The 15,396-nt window shown below is 69.6% G+C and carries 15 protein-coding genes; 3 read left to right on the forward strand and 12 right to left on the reverse strand.

Going from position 1 to position 15,396, the window contains the following annotated elements:
* Positions 1–140: 140 nt before the first annotated feature.
* On the reverse strand, positions 141–419 hold the full coding sequence (locus tag ACZ7P3_RS39270; protein ID WP_472089220.1) for a DUF4190 domain-containing protein: 279 nt from the start codon (positions 417–419) through the stop codon (positions 141–143).
* A gap of 32 nt (positions 420–451) precedes the next feature.
* The gene (locus ACZ7P3_RS39275) at positions 452–619 is read right to left on the reverse strand and encodes a hypothetical protein (protein ID WP_472089222.1); all 168 of its coding nucleotides are present in this window, start codon (positions 617–619) and stop codon (positions 452–454) included.
* 172 nt (positions 620–791) lie between these two features.
* Between ACZ7P3_RS39275 and ACZ7P3_RS39280 the strand changes: the two genes are divergently transcribed.
* Positions 792–1,424, forward strand: a complete 633-nt coding sequence (locus ACZ7P3_RS39280) for a TetR family transcriptional regulator (protein ID WP_472089224.1) — start codon at positions 792–794, stop codon at positions 1,422–1,424.
* Between the two features lie 96 nt (positions 1,425–1,520).
* On the opposite strand, the gene ACZ7P3_RS39285 is transcribed toward ACZ7P3_RS39280, so the two are convergent.
* Complete coding sequence (locus ACZ7P3_RS39285) at positions 1,521–2,522, reverse strand: helix-turn-helix transcriptional regulator (RefSeq protein WP_472089226.1); 1,002 nt, start codon at positions 2,520–2,522, stop codon at positions 1,521–1,523.
* 103 nt (positions 2,523–2,625) lie between these two features.
* Here ACZ7P3_RS39285 and ACZ7P3_RS39290 point away from each other — a divergent pair, with 103 nt between their 5' ends.
* Entirely contained in the window at positions 2,626–3,228 is a 603-nt protein-coding gene (locus ACZ7P3_RS39290) for a TIGR03086 family metal-binding protein (protein WP_472089228.1), read from the forward strand.
* On the opposite strand, the gene ACZ7P3_RS39295 is transcribed toward ACZ7P3_RS39290, so the two are convergent.
* Entirely contained in the window at positions 3,215–4,111 is an 897-nt protein-coding gene (locus ACZ7P3_RS39295) for a thioesterase family protein (RefSeq protein ID WP_472089230.1), read from the reverse strand. The two genes, ACZ7P3_RS39290 and ACZ7P3_RS39295, sit on opposite strands and share 14 nt — an antisense overlap.
* Before the next feature lie 164 nt (positions 4,112–4,275).
* Between ACZ7P3_RS39295 and ACZ7P3_RS39300 the strand changes: the two genes are divergently transcribed.
* Positions 4,276–5,595 carry an alpha/beta hydrolase gene (locus ACZ7P3_RS39300; protein WP_472089232.1) on the forward strand — a complete coding sequence of 440 codons (1,320 nt, stop codon included), beginning with the start codon at positions 4,276–4,278 and terminating at the stop codon, positions 5,593–5,595.
* Here the strand turns inward: ACZ7P3_RS39300 and ACZ7P3_RS39305 are convergent.
* From ACZ7P3_RS39305 to ACZ7P3_RS39340, 8 genes are all read right to left on the reverse strand, one after another.
* Positions 5,504–6,163, reverse strand: coding sequence for a trimeric intracellular cation channel family protein (locus tag ACZ7P3_RS39305; protein WP_472089234.1), 660 nt, complete (start codon positions 6,161–6,163; stop codon positions 5,504–5,506). The genes ACZ7P3_RS39300 and ACZ7P3_RS39305 overlap by 92 nt on opposite strands.
* 47 nt (positions 6,164–6,210) lie before the next feature.
* Positions 6,211–7,602 (reverse strand): M1 family metallopeptidase, encoded by a 1,392-nt coding sequence (locus ACZ7P3_RS39310; protein WP_472089236.1) that lies wholly within the window; start codon positions 7,600–7,602, stop codon positions 6,211–6,213.
* 99 nt (positions 7,603–7,701) lie between these two features.
* The gene (locus ACZ7P3_RS39315) at positions 7,702–9,129 is read right to left on the reverse strand and encodes an ABC transporter ATP-binding protein (protein WP_472089238.1); all 1,428 of its coding nucleotides are present in this window, start codon (positions 9,127–9,129) and stop codon (positions 7,702–7,704) included.
* Positions 9,126–10,220, reverse strand: a complete 1,095-nt coding sequence (locus ACZ7P3_RS39320) for an ABC transporter ATP-binding protein (RefSeq protein WP_472089241.1) — start codon at positions 10,218–10,220, stop codon at positions 9,126–9,128. Before ACZ7P3_RS39320 ends, ACZ7P3_RS39315 begins: the two co-directional genes overlap by 4 nt.
* Entirely contained in the window at positions 10,217–11,224 is a 1,008-nt protein-coding gene (locus ACZ7P3_RS39325) for an ABC transporter permease (protein ID WP_472089244.1), read from the reverse strand. Before ACZ7P3_RS39325 ends, ACZ7P3_RS39320 begins: the two co-directional genes overlap by 4 nt.
* 72 nt (positions 11,225–11,296) lie before the next feature.
* Positions 11,297–13,051, reverse strand: coding sequence for an ABC transporter substrate-binding protein (locus ACZ7P3_RS39330; protein WP_472089245.1), 1,755 nt, complete (start codon positions 13,049–13,051; stop codon positions 11,297–11,299).
* 54 nt (positions 13,052–13,105) lie between these two features.
* On the reverse strand, positions 13,106–14,101 hold the full coding sequence (locus tag ACZ7P3_RS39335) for an ABC transporter permease (RefSeq protein WP_472089247.1): 996 nt from the start codon (positions 14,099–14,101) through the stop codon (positions 13,106–13,108).
* Between the two features lie 351 nt (positions 14,102–14,452).
* Positions 14,453–15,238 carry an enhanced serine sensitivity protein SseB C-terminal domain-containing protein gene (locus tag ACZ7P3_RS39340; protein WP_472089312.1) on the reverse strand — a complete coding sequence of 262 codons (786 nt, stop codon included), beginning with the start codon at positions 15,236–15,238 and terminating at the stop codon, positions 14,453–14,455.
* Between the last annotated feature and the right edge of the window lie 158 nt (positions 15,239–15,396).

Consider the following 15,396-nt stretch of genomic DNA (forward strand, 5'->3'; position numbering starts at 1 on the left):
GGGCGTCGGCCGGGTGACCACGGCGGGAGTGGGGCCCGGGGTGGGGGCGGGAGGGTGCGTGGCCGTACCCCGTCGTCCTCGGGGCGTTGCCGGCGTCAGGTGGTCACGGGCGGCGGGGCCAGAGGCCGGTCAGGGGCCGGTCAGAGGCTCCACGACACCGTGTGGGACATCTGCATGGCGATCACCAGGACCGCCAGGTCGGCCACGCCCAGGCCCAGGCCCAGGTATGCGCGGCCACGGCGGGACGTGCCGCGCCAGAGGGCGACGGCGGCCAGGGCGATGGCGATGGGGCCGAGGAAGAGGTTGAGGACGAGCAGGCCGAGGAGGCCGAGGATGAAGGACGCCACGGCCATGCCGTCGGTGTCCCGCGCGCGCGGGGGCGTGTCGGTGCGGCCTGCGGCCGGTGCGGTGAGTTGCATGGTGCTCAGCTCCTGGAAGTCGTTACGGACGGTCAGTTGGCCGAGGTGCGGCGACGGCGGCCGTGACGCTCACGGATCGCGAAGATGCCGAGCCAGACGGCGATGACGGCGGCGACGGCGGCGGTGACGCCCAGCGGCGCGTGGGCCACGGTGCCCAGCACGACACCGAGCAGCATGAGTGCGGCGACGAAGAACAGCATGGGATCAGATCCCCCCTCCGGGATACCTCGAGTGATACCTGGCGCGAAGGCCCGACGTGAAGGCCTGGCGTGAAGCTTCGGTGAACAGTTGTAGTAACACTTGTTCACTGACTTAGAGTCTAGCGCGTCCCGCGGCTTTCAAATTCCAGAGAACAGTTGTTAACTGGATGACATGAGTCACACCCTCGGCATCCGGCAGGCCCAGAAGCAGAAGACCCGGCAGGCGTTCCTGGACGCGGCCCTCGCGCTGCTGGAGGAGCAGAGTCTGAGCAGTCTGGGCCTGCGCGAGGTCACCCGTGCCGTCGGTGTCGCCCCGACCGCCTTCTACCGGCACTTCCGCTCCACCGCCGACCTCGGGGTGGCCCTGGTCGACGAGGCACTGGGCAGCCTGCACCCGATGGTGCGCACGACGGTGTCCACGGCGGGCGACAGCGAGGAACGCATCGCGCGTGCCATCGAGCTGATCGCGCACCACGTGGACGCCCACCCCGCCCATGTGCGCTTCATCGCCCGCGAGCGCCATGGCGGGGTCCAGCCGGTGCGCGAGGCCATCCGGGACCAACTGGCCCGGTTCGCCGAGGAGGTGAAGGCCGAGCTGGCCAAGGATCCGCAGGCCGAGGGCTGGAACGACGACGACGTGCTGATGCTCGCGCACCTCTACGTCGACCAGATGCTCATCACCGCCTCCCTCTTCCTTGAGGCGCTGGAGGCCCCGCAGGGCGAGGGCGAGCGGGAGCGGGTCACCCAGCTCGCCACCCGGCAGATGCGGCTCATCACCATCGGCCGCCGGCACTGGCTGGACTGACCCTCCCCCGCCCCCACCCGCCCCGACGCTCCCTTCCGACCAGTGCCGCCCGGTCGGCCCGCCGAGCCCGCTCTCCGCCCGGTCGCCCCCGCCCGGTCAGCCCCGCCGGGCCCGCCCTCCGCCCGCCCCGCGGGCTTCCGCCCGGTACAGAGCCGTGACCGAACGGGCCGCCCGGACCAGTTCCGCACGCGCCTCGGGCGGGTCCAGGATCTCCACCTGGTCGGAGAACACGAGCAGTTGGCGCACCGCGCGCAGGGCCGGGTACGACAGCCGGGCGGTGACCCGGTCGCTCTCGCCGTCGTCGTCCGGCGGCCCGGTCAGCTGCGCGGCGGCGATGCGCCGGAACATGTCGAGGGCCTCGCGCCGCACCTGTACCGTGACCTCGGTCGCGTCCTGCGCCCGCTCCTCCACCTGCCGGCGCAGCACCTCCCAGACGTCGGCGAGTTCCACACCGGCCCGGCGCCGCACCGGCTCGTCCAGTACCCGGGCCGAGCGCACCCGGTCGGCCCGGAAGAGCCGGGGCCCGCCGCGCCGGTCGGCGACCAGGTACCAGATCCCGGCCTTGGCGACCAGACCGTAGGGATCCACGGTGTACGTCCGCGGCTCCTGCTCCCCGCTGTGCCGGTAGCGCAGCTTCAGCCGCCGGTCCTGGAACACCGCGTCCTGGAGCACCTGGAGGTCGACGGCCTGTTGCGGGCCGCCCCGCCAGCGGGTGGCGTCGACCAGGATGCGGCGGCTGGTGACCTCGGCGGCGGGCCGGTGCGGCGCAGGCAGGGCCGCCATCACCTTGCGCAGGGCCGAGCCGAGCGCCGCGTCGAGGCCGAGCGCGGCATGGGCACCCTGGGCGGCGAGGATGAACAGGGCGCGGGACTCGTCGGCGGTCAGGCCGGTGACGTCGGTGCGGAATCCGGCGAGGAGTTCGATGCCGCCGTGCCGGCCGCGCTCGGCGTACACGGGGACGCCGGAGGCCGACAGCGCCTCGATGTCCCGGTAGATCGTGCGGACCGACACCTCGAGCCGCCCGGCGAGTTCGTGCGCGGGCACCCGGCCCCGGGTCTGCAGGAGCAGCAGGATCGACAGCAGCCGGCCGGACTTCACGCCCCCAGGGTCCCGCCCCACCGGACCCCGACGCAAATGCTGACGGATTCTGTCAGGTTATCGGCGCATCCTCTGCTCGTACCCGCCAACGGAGAGGCAGACCATGACCACCACCGGCTTCATCGACCCGCGCCCCGTCTACACCCGCGCCACCGAGCAGGCGGCCGCGCTCATCGGGGCGGTGCGCCCCGAGCAGCTCGACGGCCCCACGCCCTGTACCGAGTTCGACGTACGCACCCTGCTGAGCCACATCGTCGGGGGCACCCGGCGGATCGCCGTGGTCGGCGAGGGCGGCGACGGACTCGCGGTGCATCCCTTCGCCGAGGGCGTCGGGGACGACGGCTGGGCGGCGGCCTACGAAGAGGTGCGGGTACGGGTCCTGAAGGCCTGGGAGCCCGACGAGCGGATGACGAGCCCGGTGCGGGTGCCCTGGGGCGAGGCGCTGCCCGGCCACGCGGCGCTCTCCGGCTACGTCATGGAGCTCGTGACGCACACCTGGGACCTGGCCGAGGCCGTCGGCCACCCGCACGGCCTCGACCCGGAGCCGGCCGAGTTCGCGCTCGCCACCGCCCGCCAGGTGCTGCCGGACTCCCGCCCCCGCGACGCGCAGACCCCCTTCGACGCCCGCCGGGAGGCACCCGAAGGGGCGGGGGTCTACGAGCGGTTGGCGGCCTGGACGGGCCGGGCGCCGTTCAGCCGCGGCTGAACCGGGCGAGCTGGCGGGACTGGGCGACCAGACGGTCCTCGCTGTCCCAGACCTCGGCGTCCTCCTCCAGGAAGCCGCCGGCCAGGTTGCGGGTGGTGATCGACACCCGCAGCGGGCCGGGGGCCGGGCGCCGGCGGACATGGGCGGTCAGCTCGACCGTGGGCACCCAGCCCTTGAGACCGATCTCGAAAGCGGTGGGCGGCAGGGCGTCCACCGCGAGGAGGAGGGAGAGCGGGTCGGCGTCGCGGCCGTCGGCCAGCCCGAACCAGGCGCGCATCTCCCCCTTGCCGGAGGGTGCGCCGACCGCCCAGCCGAGGGTGGCCGGGTCCAGCTTCAGCAGCAGCCGCTCGGCGATGGCCGAGCCGCCCGGCAGCGGTTCGGGTGCGTCGTCGGCGCCGAAGCACTGCTCCAGCGGCGGGATCGCGGGCGGCGTCGCCGTCGTGCGGACGTCGTCGGGGAGGTCGGAGAGGTCGCCGTAGGAGGCGAGGACGCGGATGCGCTCGACCTCGTTGCCCTCGTCGTCGTACTGGAAGAGCGAGGCCTGGCCGGTGGAGAGGGTGCGGCCGGTGCGGACCGTCTCGGTGCGGACGACCGCCCGGCCCGGCCGGGACGCGGTCAGGTAGTACGCGGAGACGCTGAACGGGTCCGGGTGCGGGAGGGCGTCCGCGAGGGCCCGGCCGAGGACGGCCAGCAGAAAGCCGCCGTTGACGGCGTCGAAGATGGTCCAGCCGGCCGAGAGGTCGATGTCGTAGACACCGGGCCCGCGCCGGGCGACCGCCGTGTCGCGGTCGAACTCGCTGTCGCCGATCACGGCCCGCGATGCGGGTCCCCCCGCTCCGGCGAAGCCGAGGGTGGGGGAAGGGGCGGAAGCTGCTTCTGGCATGGCTGAACGGTACAACACGTAATTACTAAGCGGTAGCTTTCCATGTTGCGGTCGCATGACGTGATGCGGCAGGATCCCTTCTACAGAGTGAGGTTCCGGCAATTTCTCGGTAAGTGTCCGGACACGTCCACAACCACGAGCCCCCGTTTTCCCTCTATGGGGACATGAGCCTCACCGGGACTCCGTTCCTCTACACGACCATTGTGCTGTCCGTGGTCGCCCTGATACTGCCGCTCGTCCTCTGGTCGAGGATGCGCGGGCCCAAGGCCCTGCGCACCGCCGCCCGGGTGCTGATGCTGCTGTTCGCCCAGGGCACGGCCGTCACGCTGGTCTTCGTACTGGTCAACAACCAGAACAATCTGTACGACAACTGGGCCGACCTGCTGGGAACCGGCAACCACGTCCAGCAGGCCGCCGACCTCGGCCGGGACGGTACCGGCGGCATAGCGTTCAAGAAGCTCCCCAAGGTCAAGCAGGACTTCGAGCAGGCCGACGGGCCCGGGATGCACGCGGCCGGCGGGGTGAAGGTCACCCAGCTCAAGGGCCGGGTGTCCGGCGTCAACGCCGAGGTCTACGTCTGGCTGCCGCCCCAGTACAACGATCCGGCCTACCGTCACAAGAAGTTCCCGGTCGTGGAGATACTGCCGGGCTACCCCGGCTCCGCGAAGGCCTGGTTCGGGTCGATGAAGACGCACGAGCAGCTGCTGCCGCTGATGAAGAGCGGCCAGGTGGCACCCTTCATCCTGGTCGCCCCGCGCACCAACCTGCTGGCCGGTGTGGACACCGGCTGCGCCAACATCCCCGGTCAGGTGAACGCCGACAGCTGGCTGAGCATCGACGTGCCGAAGATGGTCATGGACAACTTCCGGGCTCTGCCGGCACCGCAGGGCTGGGCGGTCGGCGGGTACTCGGCCGGCGCGCACTGCGCGGTCAAGCTGGCCGTGGCGCACCCGGACCGCTACCGGGCCGCGGTGAGCATGTCCGGGTACAACGACCCGATCGGCGAGCGCAACTCCCTCGCCGCGCAGAGCCCCGTCCTGCGCGCCGAGAACAATCCTTACCTGCTCCTCAAGAAGGCCGTCGCGCCGCCCCGGGTCGCGCTCTACTTCTCCGGCGAGTCCGGTGACGGGTACCAGGCGGGCGTGGCCATGGAGTCCATCGCCAAGGCACCGACGACCGTGCACGTGGTGTTCCTGCCGCGCAGCGCGGGCGGGCACACCATGGCGCTGTGGCGGCCCCAGGTCACCACGGTCTTCCGGTGGCTGACCCTGCAGATGGGCCAGAACCGCGCCCAGGGCCAGGACCGTTCCCTGGCCGGCTCCACGGGATCGGCCGGAACCGCCGGGGCCGCCGGAACCACGGGGGCCACCGGGACCACCGGAGCCGCCGGGTCTACTCCTCGGACACCGTCGAACGCCGGTTCCAAGCACGCGGAGCTCGCCAGTGGAACTTCATCGCCAGCAGACGCAGGACAAAAGCGGTGACGACCGCGAGCCCGCTGGTGAACGGGGTCAGCGCGTCGTAGCGCAGGCACAGCACCACCATGGTGGCGCCTACGATCGCTGGGACCGCGTACAGGTCGCGGTCCCAGCGCAGCAGCGAGGGGACCTCGTTGGCGAGCACGTCCCGAAGGACGCCGCCGCCGACCGCGGTGGCCAGGCCCAGGGTCGCGGAGGCGGTCAGGTTGAGGCCGTACGAGTACGCCTTCGTCGTCCCCGTGACGCAGAACAGGCCCAGGCCGGCCGCGTCGAAGACGAGCACCGCCGACTGGATGCGCTCCACGTGCGGATGCAGGAAGAAGACGACGAGCGCGGCGAGCAGCGGGGTGAGGAAGTACCCGAGGTCCGTGAAGGCGGCCGGGGGCACGGCCCCGATGACCAGATCGCGGAACAGCCCTCCGCCCAGCGCGGTGACCTCGGCGAGCACGGCGATGCCGAAGACGTCGAAGTTCTTCCGGACGGCCAGCAGGGCGCCGGAGATCGCGAACACGAAGATGCCGATGACATCGAGCGTGTGCTGGACGGAGGGGCTGAAGAGTTGCTGGATCTGCACCCTGACATTCTCACCTGTCAAGGGGCGTGAACCTTACAAAGCCAGGCCTACAGGGTCGGCTTGCCTGTGGTGAACAGCCAGGTGTCGAAGAGGTCGTCGAGCTGCTGCCCGCTGATCCGCTCGGCGAGGCGGATGAAGTCGGCCGTGTCCGCGTTGCCGTACCGGTGGAGCCGGGTCCACGCGGGCAGCAGCTTGAAGAACGCCCGGTCGCCGATGCGCTCCCGGAGCATCTGGAGCGTCATCGCGCCGCGGTCGTAGACGGCGGAGGCGAACATCGTGTCGCGCTGCGGGTCCGCCACCTTGATCTGCCAGAAGGACGAGGTGGCCGCGCGGGAGTTGTAGTCGGCGAGGAAGGAGTCGTGGGCCGTGCGGGTGCCCTGGTGCTCGGCCCACAGCCACTGGGCGTAGGTGGCGAAGCCCTCGTTGAGCCAGATGTCCTTCCACTGGGCCACACTCACCGAGTCGCCGAACCACTGGTGGGCCAGCTCGTGCACGATGGTCGTCTCGTTGCGCACGGCCGAGTAGGCGGGCTTGCTCTGCACCTCCAGGGAGAACCCGGCCTCGGGCATGTCGTCGACGATCGCGCCGGTCTCCTCGAAGGGGTACGGCCCGAAGACCTGCGACCAGTAGTCGGTGGCGGCGGCGGTGACCGCGTACACGTCGACACTGTTGCTGTTCTTCAGTACGGGGTCGATGGCGACGTAGATCGGGGTGCCGCCCGGGGTGCGGCCGGTGCGCACGTCGAACTTCCCGATGGTGGCGGTCGCGAGGTAGGTGGCCATCGGCCGGTTCTCCCGCCAGTGGGAGTACGTCGAGCCGCCCTTGTCGTACGTCGACACCAGCCGGCCGTTGGAGACTCCGGTCAGGCCCCTGGGCGCCTTGATCCGGATGTCGTAGGTGGCCTTGTCGGCGGGGTGGTCGCTGGACGGGAACCAGGTGGAGGCGGCGTTGGGCTCGCAGGCGACGAAGACTCCGTCGCCGGTCTTCATCCAGCCGTACTTCGAGCCGAAGACGATCGGGCCGCTGAGGGGTTCGGGTATGCCGCCGTAGGTGACGGACACGGTGAAGTGCCGGCCCTTGCGGAGGGTGCCGCGCGGGGTGACGGTGACCTCGTCGCCGTCCCGTGTGAACCGGGCGCGTCTGCCGTCGACTTCGACCTTGGTGATCTCCAGCTTCTGGAGGTCGAGGTCGAAGGAGGAGAGGTTCTGGGTGGCGCGCGCGGTGAGGGTCGTGCGGCCGTCCAGACGGCCGGTGCCCGGGTCGTAGGCGATGTCCAGGTCGTAGTGGCGGGCGTCGAAGCCGCCGTTGCCGAGCTGTGGGAAGTAGGGGTCGCCGATGCCGGGTGCGCCGGGTTCGGGGGCGGAGGAGGCGCCGAGGACCAGAAACGAGGCCGCCGCGGTGGCGAGGGCCCCTAAGCGTGCCGAACGGGAGAGTGCCATGGTCGTCCCTTTCGAGCGTGTGCCGGTCGGTGGACGGACACGGACGACTCTGCACTCTCCCGTTCAGGCATGTGCATGACTTTGCCCAGTTGTCATGCGCTACTTGTCGGTTGACTCCTTCGAGTCGGTTTCGGGCGCCTTGGCCTTGGCCCCGGCGGAGTCCGAGGGCCGCTCATCGGCAGCCTCCTCCTCCGACGCAGGCTCGGCTTCGGAGGCCTCCTCGGCGGAGCCGGCCTCGTCGGCAGCCTCTTCGGGAGCCTCTTCTGCGACCTCCGGCTCGGCGGCGGCCTCCTCGGATGCTTCCTCAGCAGCCTCCGGCTCGGCGGCGGTGTCGGCGGCTGCCTCCTCGGCGGCCTCCGGCTCGGTCGCCGTCTTCGCCGACTCCTCCAGCAGCGCGTCCGGGACCAGCTCCGAGGCCGCCTTCGCCGCCGAGAGCAGGACGGTGTCCTGGGGAGCCTGGTCGGCGAAGTTCTCCGGGTGGTGGCAGGCGACCTGCTGGCCGGGCCTCAGCTCGACGAGCTGCGGCTCGGTCGACTTGCAGATCTCCGTCGCCTTCCAGCAGCGGGTGTGGAAACGGCAGCCCGAGGGCGGGGCGATCGGCGAGGGCACGTCGCCGCGCAGCAGGATGCGCTCGCTCTTCTGCCCCCGGCGCCTGGTGTCCGGCACCGGCACGGCCGACATCAGCGCCTTGGTGTACGGGTGCATCGGCGCCTGGTACAGCGAGGTGCGGTCGGCCAGTTCGACGATCTTGCCCAGGTACATCACCGCGATGCGGTCCGAGACGTGCCGCACCACGGAGAGGTCGTGGGCGATGATCACGTAGGTGAGGCCGAGTTCCTGCTGGAGGTCGTCCATCAGGTTCACGACCTGCGCCTGGATGGAGACGTCCAGCGCGGAGACCGGCTCGTCGGCCACGACCAGCTTCGGCTTCAGGGCGAGCGCGCGGGCGATGCCGATGCGCTGGCGCTGGCCGCCGGAGAACTCGTGCGGATAGCGGTTGTAGTGCTCGGGGCTGAGGCCGACCAGTTCGAGGAGCCGCTGGACCTCCTTCTTCACCCCGCCCTCGGGCTCCACGCCCTGCAGCCGGAACGGCGCCGAGACGATCGAGCCGATGGTGTGACGGGGGTTCAGGGACCCGTACGGGTCCTGGAAGATCATCTGGATGTCGCGGCGCAGCGGACGCATCTGCCCGGCGTTCAGCCGCGTGATGTCCTGGCCCTCGAAGGTGATCGTGCCGTCGGTCGGGTCCTGGAGGCGGGTGATGACCCGGCCCATGGTCGACTTGCCGCAGCCCGACTCGCCGACCACGCCCAGGGTCTCGCCCTTGCGCACCTCGAAGTCGATGCCGTCGACGGCCTTCACCGCGCCGACCTGGCGCCGGAGGACGCCCTTCTTGATCGGGAAGTGCTTGGTCAGGCCCTCGACCTTGAGCAGCACCTCGCGGTCCGCCGAGGCGTCCTCGGGGGCCTGCGCCTGCTGCGGGATCACGGCGTTGTCGACGGAGTCCGTCTTCTTGGTCTCACTCACAGCTTCGGCGCAATCTCTTCGGTCCAGATCCGCTCACGGTCCTCGGCCGGGAGGTGGCAGGCGGACCAGTGCCCGGTGCCCACCTGCGCCAGCTCGGGGCGCACCGTGCGGGTGACGTTCCCCTTGGGGATGTCCGCGTACGGGCAGCGCGGGTGGAAGGCGCAGCCCGAGGGGACGTTGATGAGGCTCGGCGGCTGGCCCTTGACCGGGATGAGCCGTTCGGAGGTCTCGCGGTCGATGCGCGGCATCGAGCCGAGCAGGCCCCAGGTGTAGGGGTGCTGCGGCTTCTCGAAGACCTCGTCGGCCGGTCCGCGCTCGATGCACCGGCCGCCGTACATCACCAGGACGTCGTCGGCGATCTCGGCGACCACACCGAGGTCGTGGGTGATCATGATGACCGCGGAGCCGAACTCCTTCTGCAGGTCCCGGATCAGGTCGAGGATCTGCGCCTGGACGGTCACGTCGAGGGCGGTGGTCGGCTCGTCCGCGATGAGCAGCTCGGGGTTGTTGACCAGGGCCATGGCGATCATGGCGCGCTGGCGCATACCGCCGGAGAACTCGTGCGGGTAGCCGTCGACGCGCTTGGCCGGCTCGGGGATGCCTACCCGGTCGAGCATCTCGATGGCCCGCTTGCGGGCGACCTTCTTGTTGACGTCGTGGTGGACCCGGTAGGCCTCCACGATCTGGTCGCCGATCTTGTAGTACGGGTGCATCGCGGACAGCGGGTCCTGGAAGATCATCGCCATCTCGCGGCCGCGGAGCTTGCGCACCTCGTCCGGGGAGGCGGAGACCAGTTCCTTGCCGTCCAGCCAGATCTCGCCGGACATCTGCACGTTCTTGCCGCGGGTGCCGAGCCGGTGCAGGCCCATGATGGCCTGCGAGGTGACCGACTTGCCGGATCCGGACTCACCGACGACGGCGAGGGTCTTGCCCTTCTCCAGCGAGAAGCTGAGCCCGTCGACGGACTTGACCAGGCCGTCGTCGGTCGGGAAGTGCACCTTGAGGTCGCGGACTTCGAGGAAGGCTTCGGGCGTCTTGCCGGAGGCGGTGGGCTCGCCCACGGCGGCGCCGGTCTTGGAGAGTTCGGTCACGAGAGCCTCACGCGCGGGTCGGCGGCCGCGTAGAGCACGTCCACCAGGAGATTTGCGATGACGACGAAGAAGGCGGCGAGCAGGGTCACGCCCAGGATCGGCGGCAGGTCGTTGTCGTTGATGGCCTGCACCGCGTACTGGCCGACGCCGTGCAGCGAGAACACGCTCTCGGTGATCACCGCGCCGCCCAGCAGCAGACCGAGGTCCATGCCGAAGACCGTGATGATCGGGGTGAGCGCGGCGCGCAGTCCGTGCCGGACCACGACCTTCCGCTCGCGCAGGCCCTTGGCACGGGCCGTGCGGATGAAGTCCTCGTTCATCGTCTCCAGCATGCCCGAGCGGGTGAGCCGCGCGTAGATGGCGGAGTACAGCAGCGCGAGCGAACACCACGCGGGGAAGAGGGTGTTGGCCCATTCCGAGGGGTTCTCGGTGAGCGGGACGTAGGTGCGGCCGAAGATCGGCCAGGTGTAGGTGAAGAGCAGGATCGCCAGGTTGCCCGTGAAGAACATGGGCAGGGAGACACCGGCGAGGGCGACGCCCATGAAGGTGCGGTCGAAGACCGAGCGCGGCTTCAGGGCGGAGATGACGCCGATCACCACGCCCGAGACCAGCCACATCACCGCGGCGCCCGCGGCCAGCGAGAGGGTCACCGGAAGGCGCGAGGTGAGCTGCGGCCAGACGGCCTGGTGGGTCTTGAACGAGTAGCCGAAGCAGGGTGCGTTGCAGTGCACCGTGGTGGGGCCGAGGTCGTAGGTGGCGCCGGCCACGATCCCCTTGATGAAGTGCCAGTACTGGACGTAGACGGGCTGGTCCAGACCGAGGTTGTGCTTGACCGCGGCGATGTCCGCCTTCGACGGGCTCTTGCCGATGTACTGCTGCGCCAATTGATCCGCTGTCTGGCCGGCGAGTCGCGGCAGCAGGAAGAAGATGGCGAAGGTGACCGCGGTGACGACGAGCAGCAGGATCACTGCCGCGAACGTCCGGCGGAGGATGTACGAGATCACGGGGACCGGCGCTGGTGCCCGCGGGCCGCGTAGCCCGCGGGCACCAATGCCTTCACCTGCCTTCCGGGGCTGCTACTTCTTCGTGGTGCCGAGGTTGAGGTAGTCGTACTGACCGCTGAAGGCGGCCGTGGAGACCACGTTGGTGGCGTATGGCGAGCGGTACAGCAGGACCTTGAAGTAGGTCAGCGGCACGAGGACGGCGTCGTCCATCGTCTGCTTGTCGATCTGCGCGTACAGCTCGTTGCGCTTGGCGACGTCCTCGGTGCCAATGGCCTGGCCGAGCAGGTCGTTGACCTTCTTGTTGTCGTACTGCGACAGGTTGGTGTTGCCGGACTGGCTGATCGCCTTGCCGTTCAGGATCTGCTGCAGGAAGCCGTAGCCGGAGGGCCAGTCGGCGCCCCACTGCATCATGATCAGGCCGATGTTCTGCTTCTCGGTGAACTTCGGCACACCCGCGTAGTCGGTGAAGTACTTGCCCTGCGGGTACTGCTTCAGGGTGGCGTTGATGCCCACCTTCTTCAGCGAGTTGATGATCGCGGTGGCCGCGTCGATCTCCTGCGGGCGGTCGGAGCGCGCCGAGATGTTCGTCGAGATCGACGACTTGCCGCAGGCCTTCAGCTGCTCCTTGGCCTTGGCGACGTCACCCTTGTTGCCCTTGGTCGCGTAGGCGTCCGCCTTCTGGTAGCCAGTGATGTCCGGCGGCAGAACGGTGGAGGCGATCTCACCGCGGATCGGGCCGCCCTCGGCGGTCTGCACGGAGACCTTGTCGATGGCGTACTGCACGGCCTTGCGGCACTCGACCTTGTCGAACGGGGCGACCTTGGTGTTGATCGCCATGTAGACCAAGCGGCCACCGTAGGTGTTGTCGGTGGCGGCCTTGCCGTCGGCCGAGTTGATCAGCTGAGCCTGGGTGGAGGCCTGGACACCGCCGCCGACAAGGTCGACGGTGGCGTCGCCGGACTGCAGGTCCTTGTCGATCGTCTCCGGGTTGACCTTCAGGTTGACGACGATCTTGTCCGGCAGCTGCTTGCGCAGCGGGTCGGTCTTCGGGTCCCAGTTCTTGTTGCGGACGAGGACGGCCTGCTTGCCCTCCTCGTAGCTCTGGAACTGGTACGAGCCCGAGGACACGATGTGCTTGACGTAGTCGACGCCGTCGTCCTTGGCCTGCGGCACCGGAGCCGTCTGCGGCGCGGCGACCAGGTAGTCGAACTCCTGGAAGGCGCGGTTCAGGTGGAAGACGATCGTGGTGTCGTCGGGCGTCTCGATCGAGGACAGGCCCTTGGCGCTCTTGTCCTTGTACGGACCCTTGTACTTGTCGCCGTCCTTCATGAACTGCTGGAAGTAGTTCGGACCGAGCGAGAGCACGTCACGGGCGAAGTTGGACCGCTCGACGGCGTACTTGACGTCCTTCGACGTGATCGCCGAGCCGTCCTGGTACTTCAGGCCCGAACGCAGCTTGTACGTCCAGGTCTTGCCGCCGTCGCTCGGGACGCCCTTGCTCGCGGCGAGGTCCGGGACAAGGGTGTTGCCCTTCTCGCCGGGGCCGGGCTGGAACGTCATCAGCGGGCGCGCGTAGAGCCGGCTGAAGTTGTACATGTACGCGTAGTACGTATTGCCCGGGTCGAACGAGTCGGGCACGTCCGACATCTCGTAGGTGACCGTGCCGCCCTTTTTGTCGGACGCATTGACGACACCCGTGGTCGCCGCGTTGGCACCGGCCGCCTTCGGAGTGTTGCCGTCCTTGTTGTCATCGGCCTTGCTGCAGCCTGCAACCAGCAGGCTGGCGGAGCCGATGGCCGCGACCGCGGCCAGCGCTGACCTTCGCATGATGGTCTGCTTCCCCTCCATTGATCGGAAAACTGGGTGGTCTCTCGGTGCTGCCTAGCGGCTGCGGGGGTCGAGAGCGTCGCGGAGACCGTCGCCGAGCAGATTGAACGCCAGGACGGTGATGAAGATGGCGAGGCCCGGCACGATCATGTACTGGGGATCGACCTGGTAGTAGGTGACCGCTTCGCGGAGCATGCCGCCCCAGGACGCCTGCGGGGGCTGGATGCCCACACCCAGGAAGCTCAGCGAGGCCTCGAACAGGATGTTGGTCGGGATGAGCAGCGTCGAGTAGACGATGATCGGGCCGACCAGGTTGGGCATCAGCTCGCGGAAGAGGATGTACGGGCCCTTGGCGCCCATGCCGCGGGCGGCGTCCACGAACTCGCGCTCGCGCAGGGCGAGGGTCTGGCCTCGCACGATCCGGCCCAGATAGGGCCAGTTGAAGAAGCCGATGACGAAGATGAGCACGCTCAGGTGCAGCGGCAGTCCGTTGAGGCCGAAGGCGCCGCCCTGCAGGGTGGCGGAGATGGCGATCGCGAACAGCAGGAGGGGGAAGGCGAGGAAGATGTCCATCAGCCGGCTGATGATCGAGTCGACCCGGCCGCCGTAGTAGCCCGCGACCACGCCCATGATCGCGCCGATCACGTTGGACAGGATCGTGGCGCCGAAGGCGACGACCAGCGAGACCCAGGAGCCCTCCAGGATCCGGGTGGCGATGTCCCGGCCGAACTTCGGGTCCACGCCCAGCGGGTGATCCATGCTCATGCCGCCCCAGCCGCCCTTGGGCAGAGAGGTGTCGGGCACGATCAGGTCCTGGTGGAAGGCGTTGGGGTCGAGGCCGAACATGGCCTGGATGGGGCGCGAGAGGATCGCGAGGAGGATCAGCAGGATCACGATCACGCCGCCGACGACGGCGACCCTGTCCCGCTTGAACCGGGTCCAGGCGATCTGGCCCAGGGAACGACCCTCGATCTGCCCCTTGTCGGCACCCACCAGCACAGCCTCCGGCTGTGCATCGGCTGCCCCGGTGGTCTCGATCGGTGCGGTCACGGTGAGCGACCCCTCTCGCCGGTGGTGACCGGCCTGCGCCTGCCGCGGTTTGCGGCTTTGTCGACTTGCCACGATCACGAGGTCTTCACCTCGCGTCTTGAGTCGGGAGTCTTCAGCGTCGTTGCGATCACCCGCCAGAGCTGGCGGCGAAAGTATGCGCAACCGTGATGCAGTGCAGGGGATTCCGTTATCCGAACAGTGGGTAACGACTCCCGGACGTGGGCCAGTTGGGACAGACCGCCGAATTGTGTACGGTTCGGGACGTACGGCGGATGTCTACGCGCGCAGAAGCGTGTCGGGCCCATCCATTCTGCGGCCCGGGCCGAACAGCGGGCTCATCGGGCCCGTTGATCAGAAGCCGCCGTGCACGGGCGGGTAGCCGTAACCGGCGGCCGGGGCCTGCACCTGGGGCGGGGCCTGGAGCTGTGGCTGGGGCGAGGCCGCATGGGCCTCGCGGTCGTAGAACGGGCGGGCGTTGACCCGCATCCACATCACGACCGGGTCGTAGTCGTCCGTCATCGCGACCGTCGAGACCGGCAGCCCCTCGGGGACCGCGCCGACGGACTGCTGCATCATCGCGCGCACCGAGTCGACCGCGGCCGGCGAGGTGTCGTACACGTCCAGGCCGATGGCGAGATACGGCGCCCCGAGCGCGGGCTGCACCCAGGCGCGGCGCAGGGAACGCAGGGCCGGGGTGCGGTGGGCGTTCTGCGCGAGCAGGGCGTAGAACTGCGCGACCTCGATGCCGGGTTCCGCCAGGCGCAGGGGGCCGGCGGGCTGGCGGTCCAGGCCGGTGGCGATGCGGCGCAGGTCCAGCCAGGGGATGCCGACGCCGCCGCCCGGGGCGTGCGGGTTGAGCCAGAGGCCGAAGTGGTCGGGATAGAGGGTGCGGGCCACGTCGAGTCCGTCGACCACCTCGTAGGAGCGGTTCCAGCCACTGGCCGAGAGCTCCTGGGCGGAGGTCACACAGGGGGCGTAGCTGGAGCCGTCGACCTCCATGTTTCCGTACTGGGCGTCCGGGGAGCCGGCCTGGCCGTGCCACAGGAGCATCCAGATCTGGCCGGAGGAAGGAGTGGCGAGGGCGCGCAGCAGTGCCTCGTAGGCGTCGTAGCGCCCGGGGGTGACCTGGCGCAGCATGTGCTCGACGCTGCCGCTTGGGCTCGCGCTCACCTGTCTTACCGCCCCTTCTGTGTTGTTGCCCCGCGTTCGGACACAGCTTAAGCGCCCAGTGGCCCGGGGCCTCGTGTCCGTCGGCGAGTGCGGATGCGTTGTGGCTCGCCGCGCAGTCGCCCGCG

It is taken from the genome of Streptomyces sp. NPDC107581 (assembly GCF_055657175.1).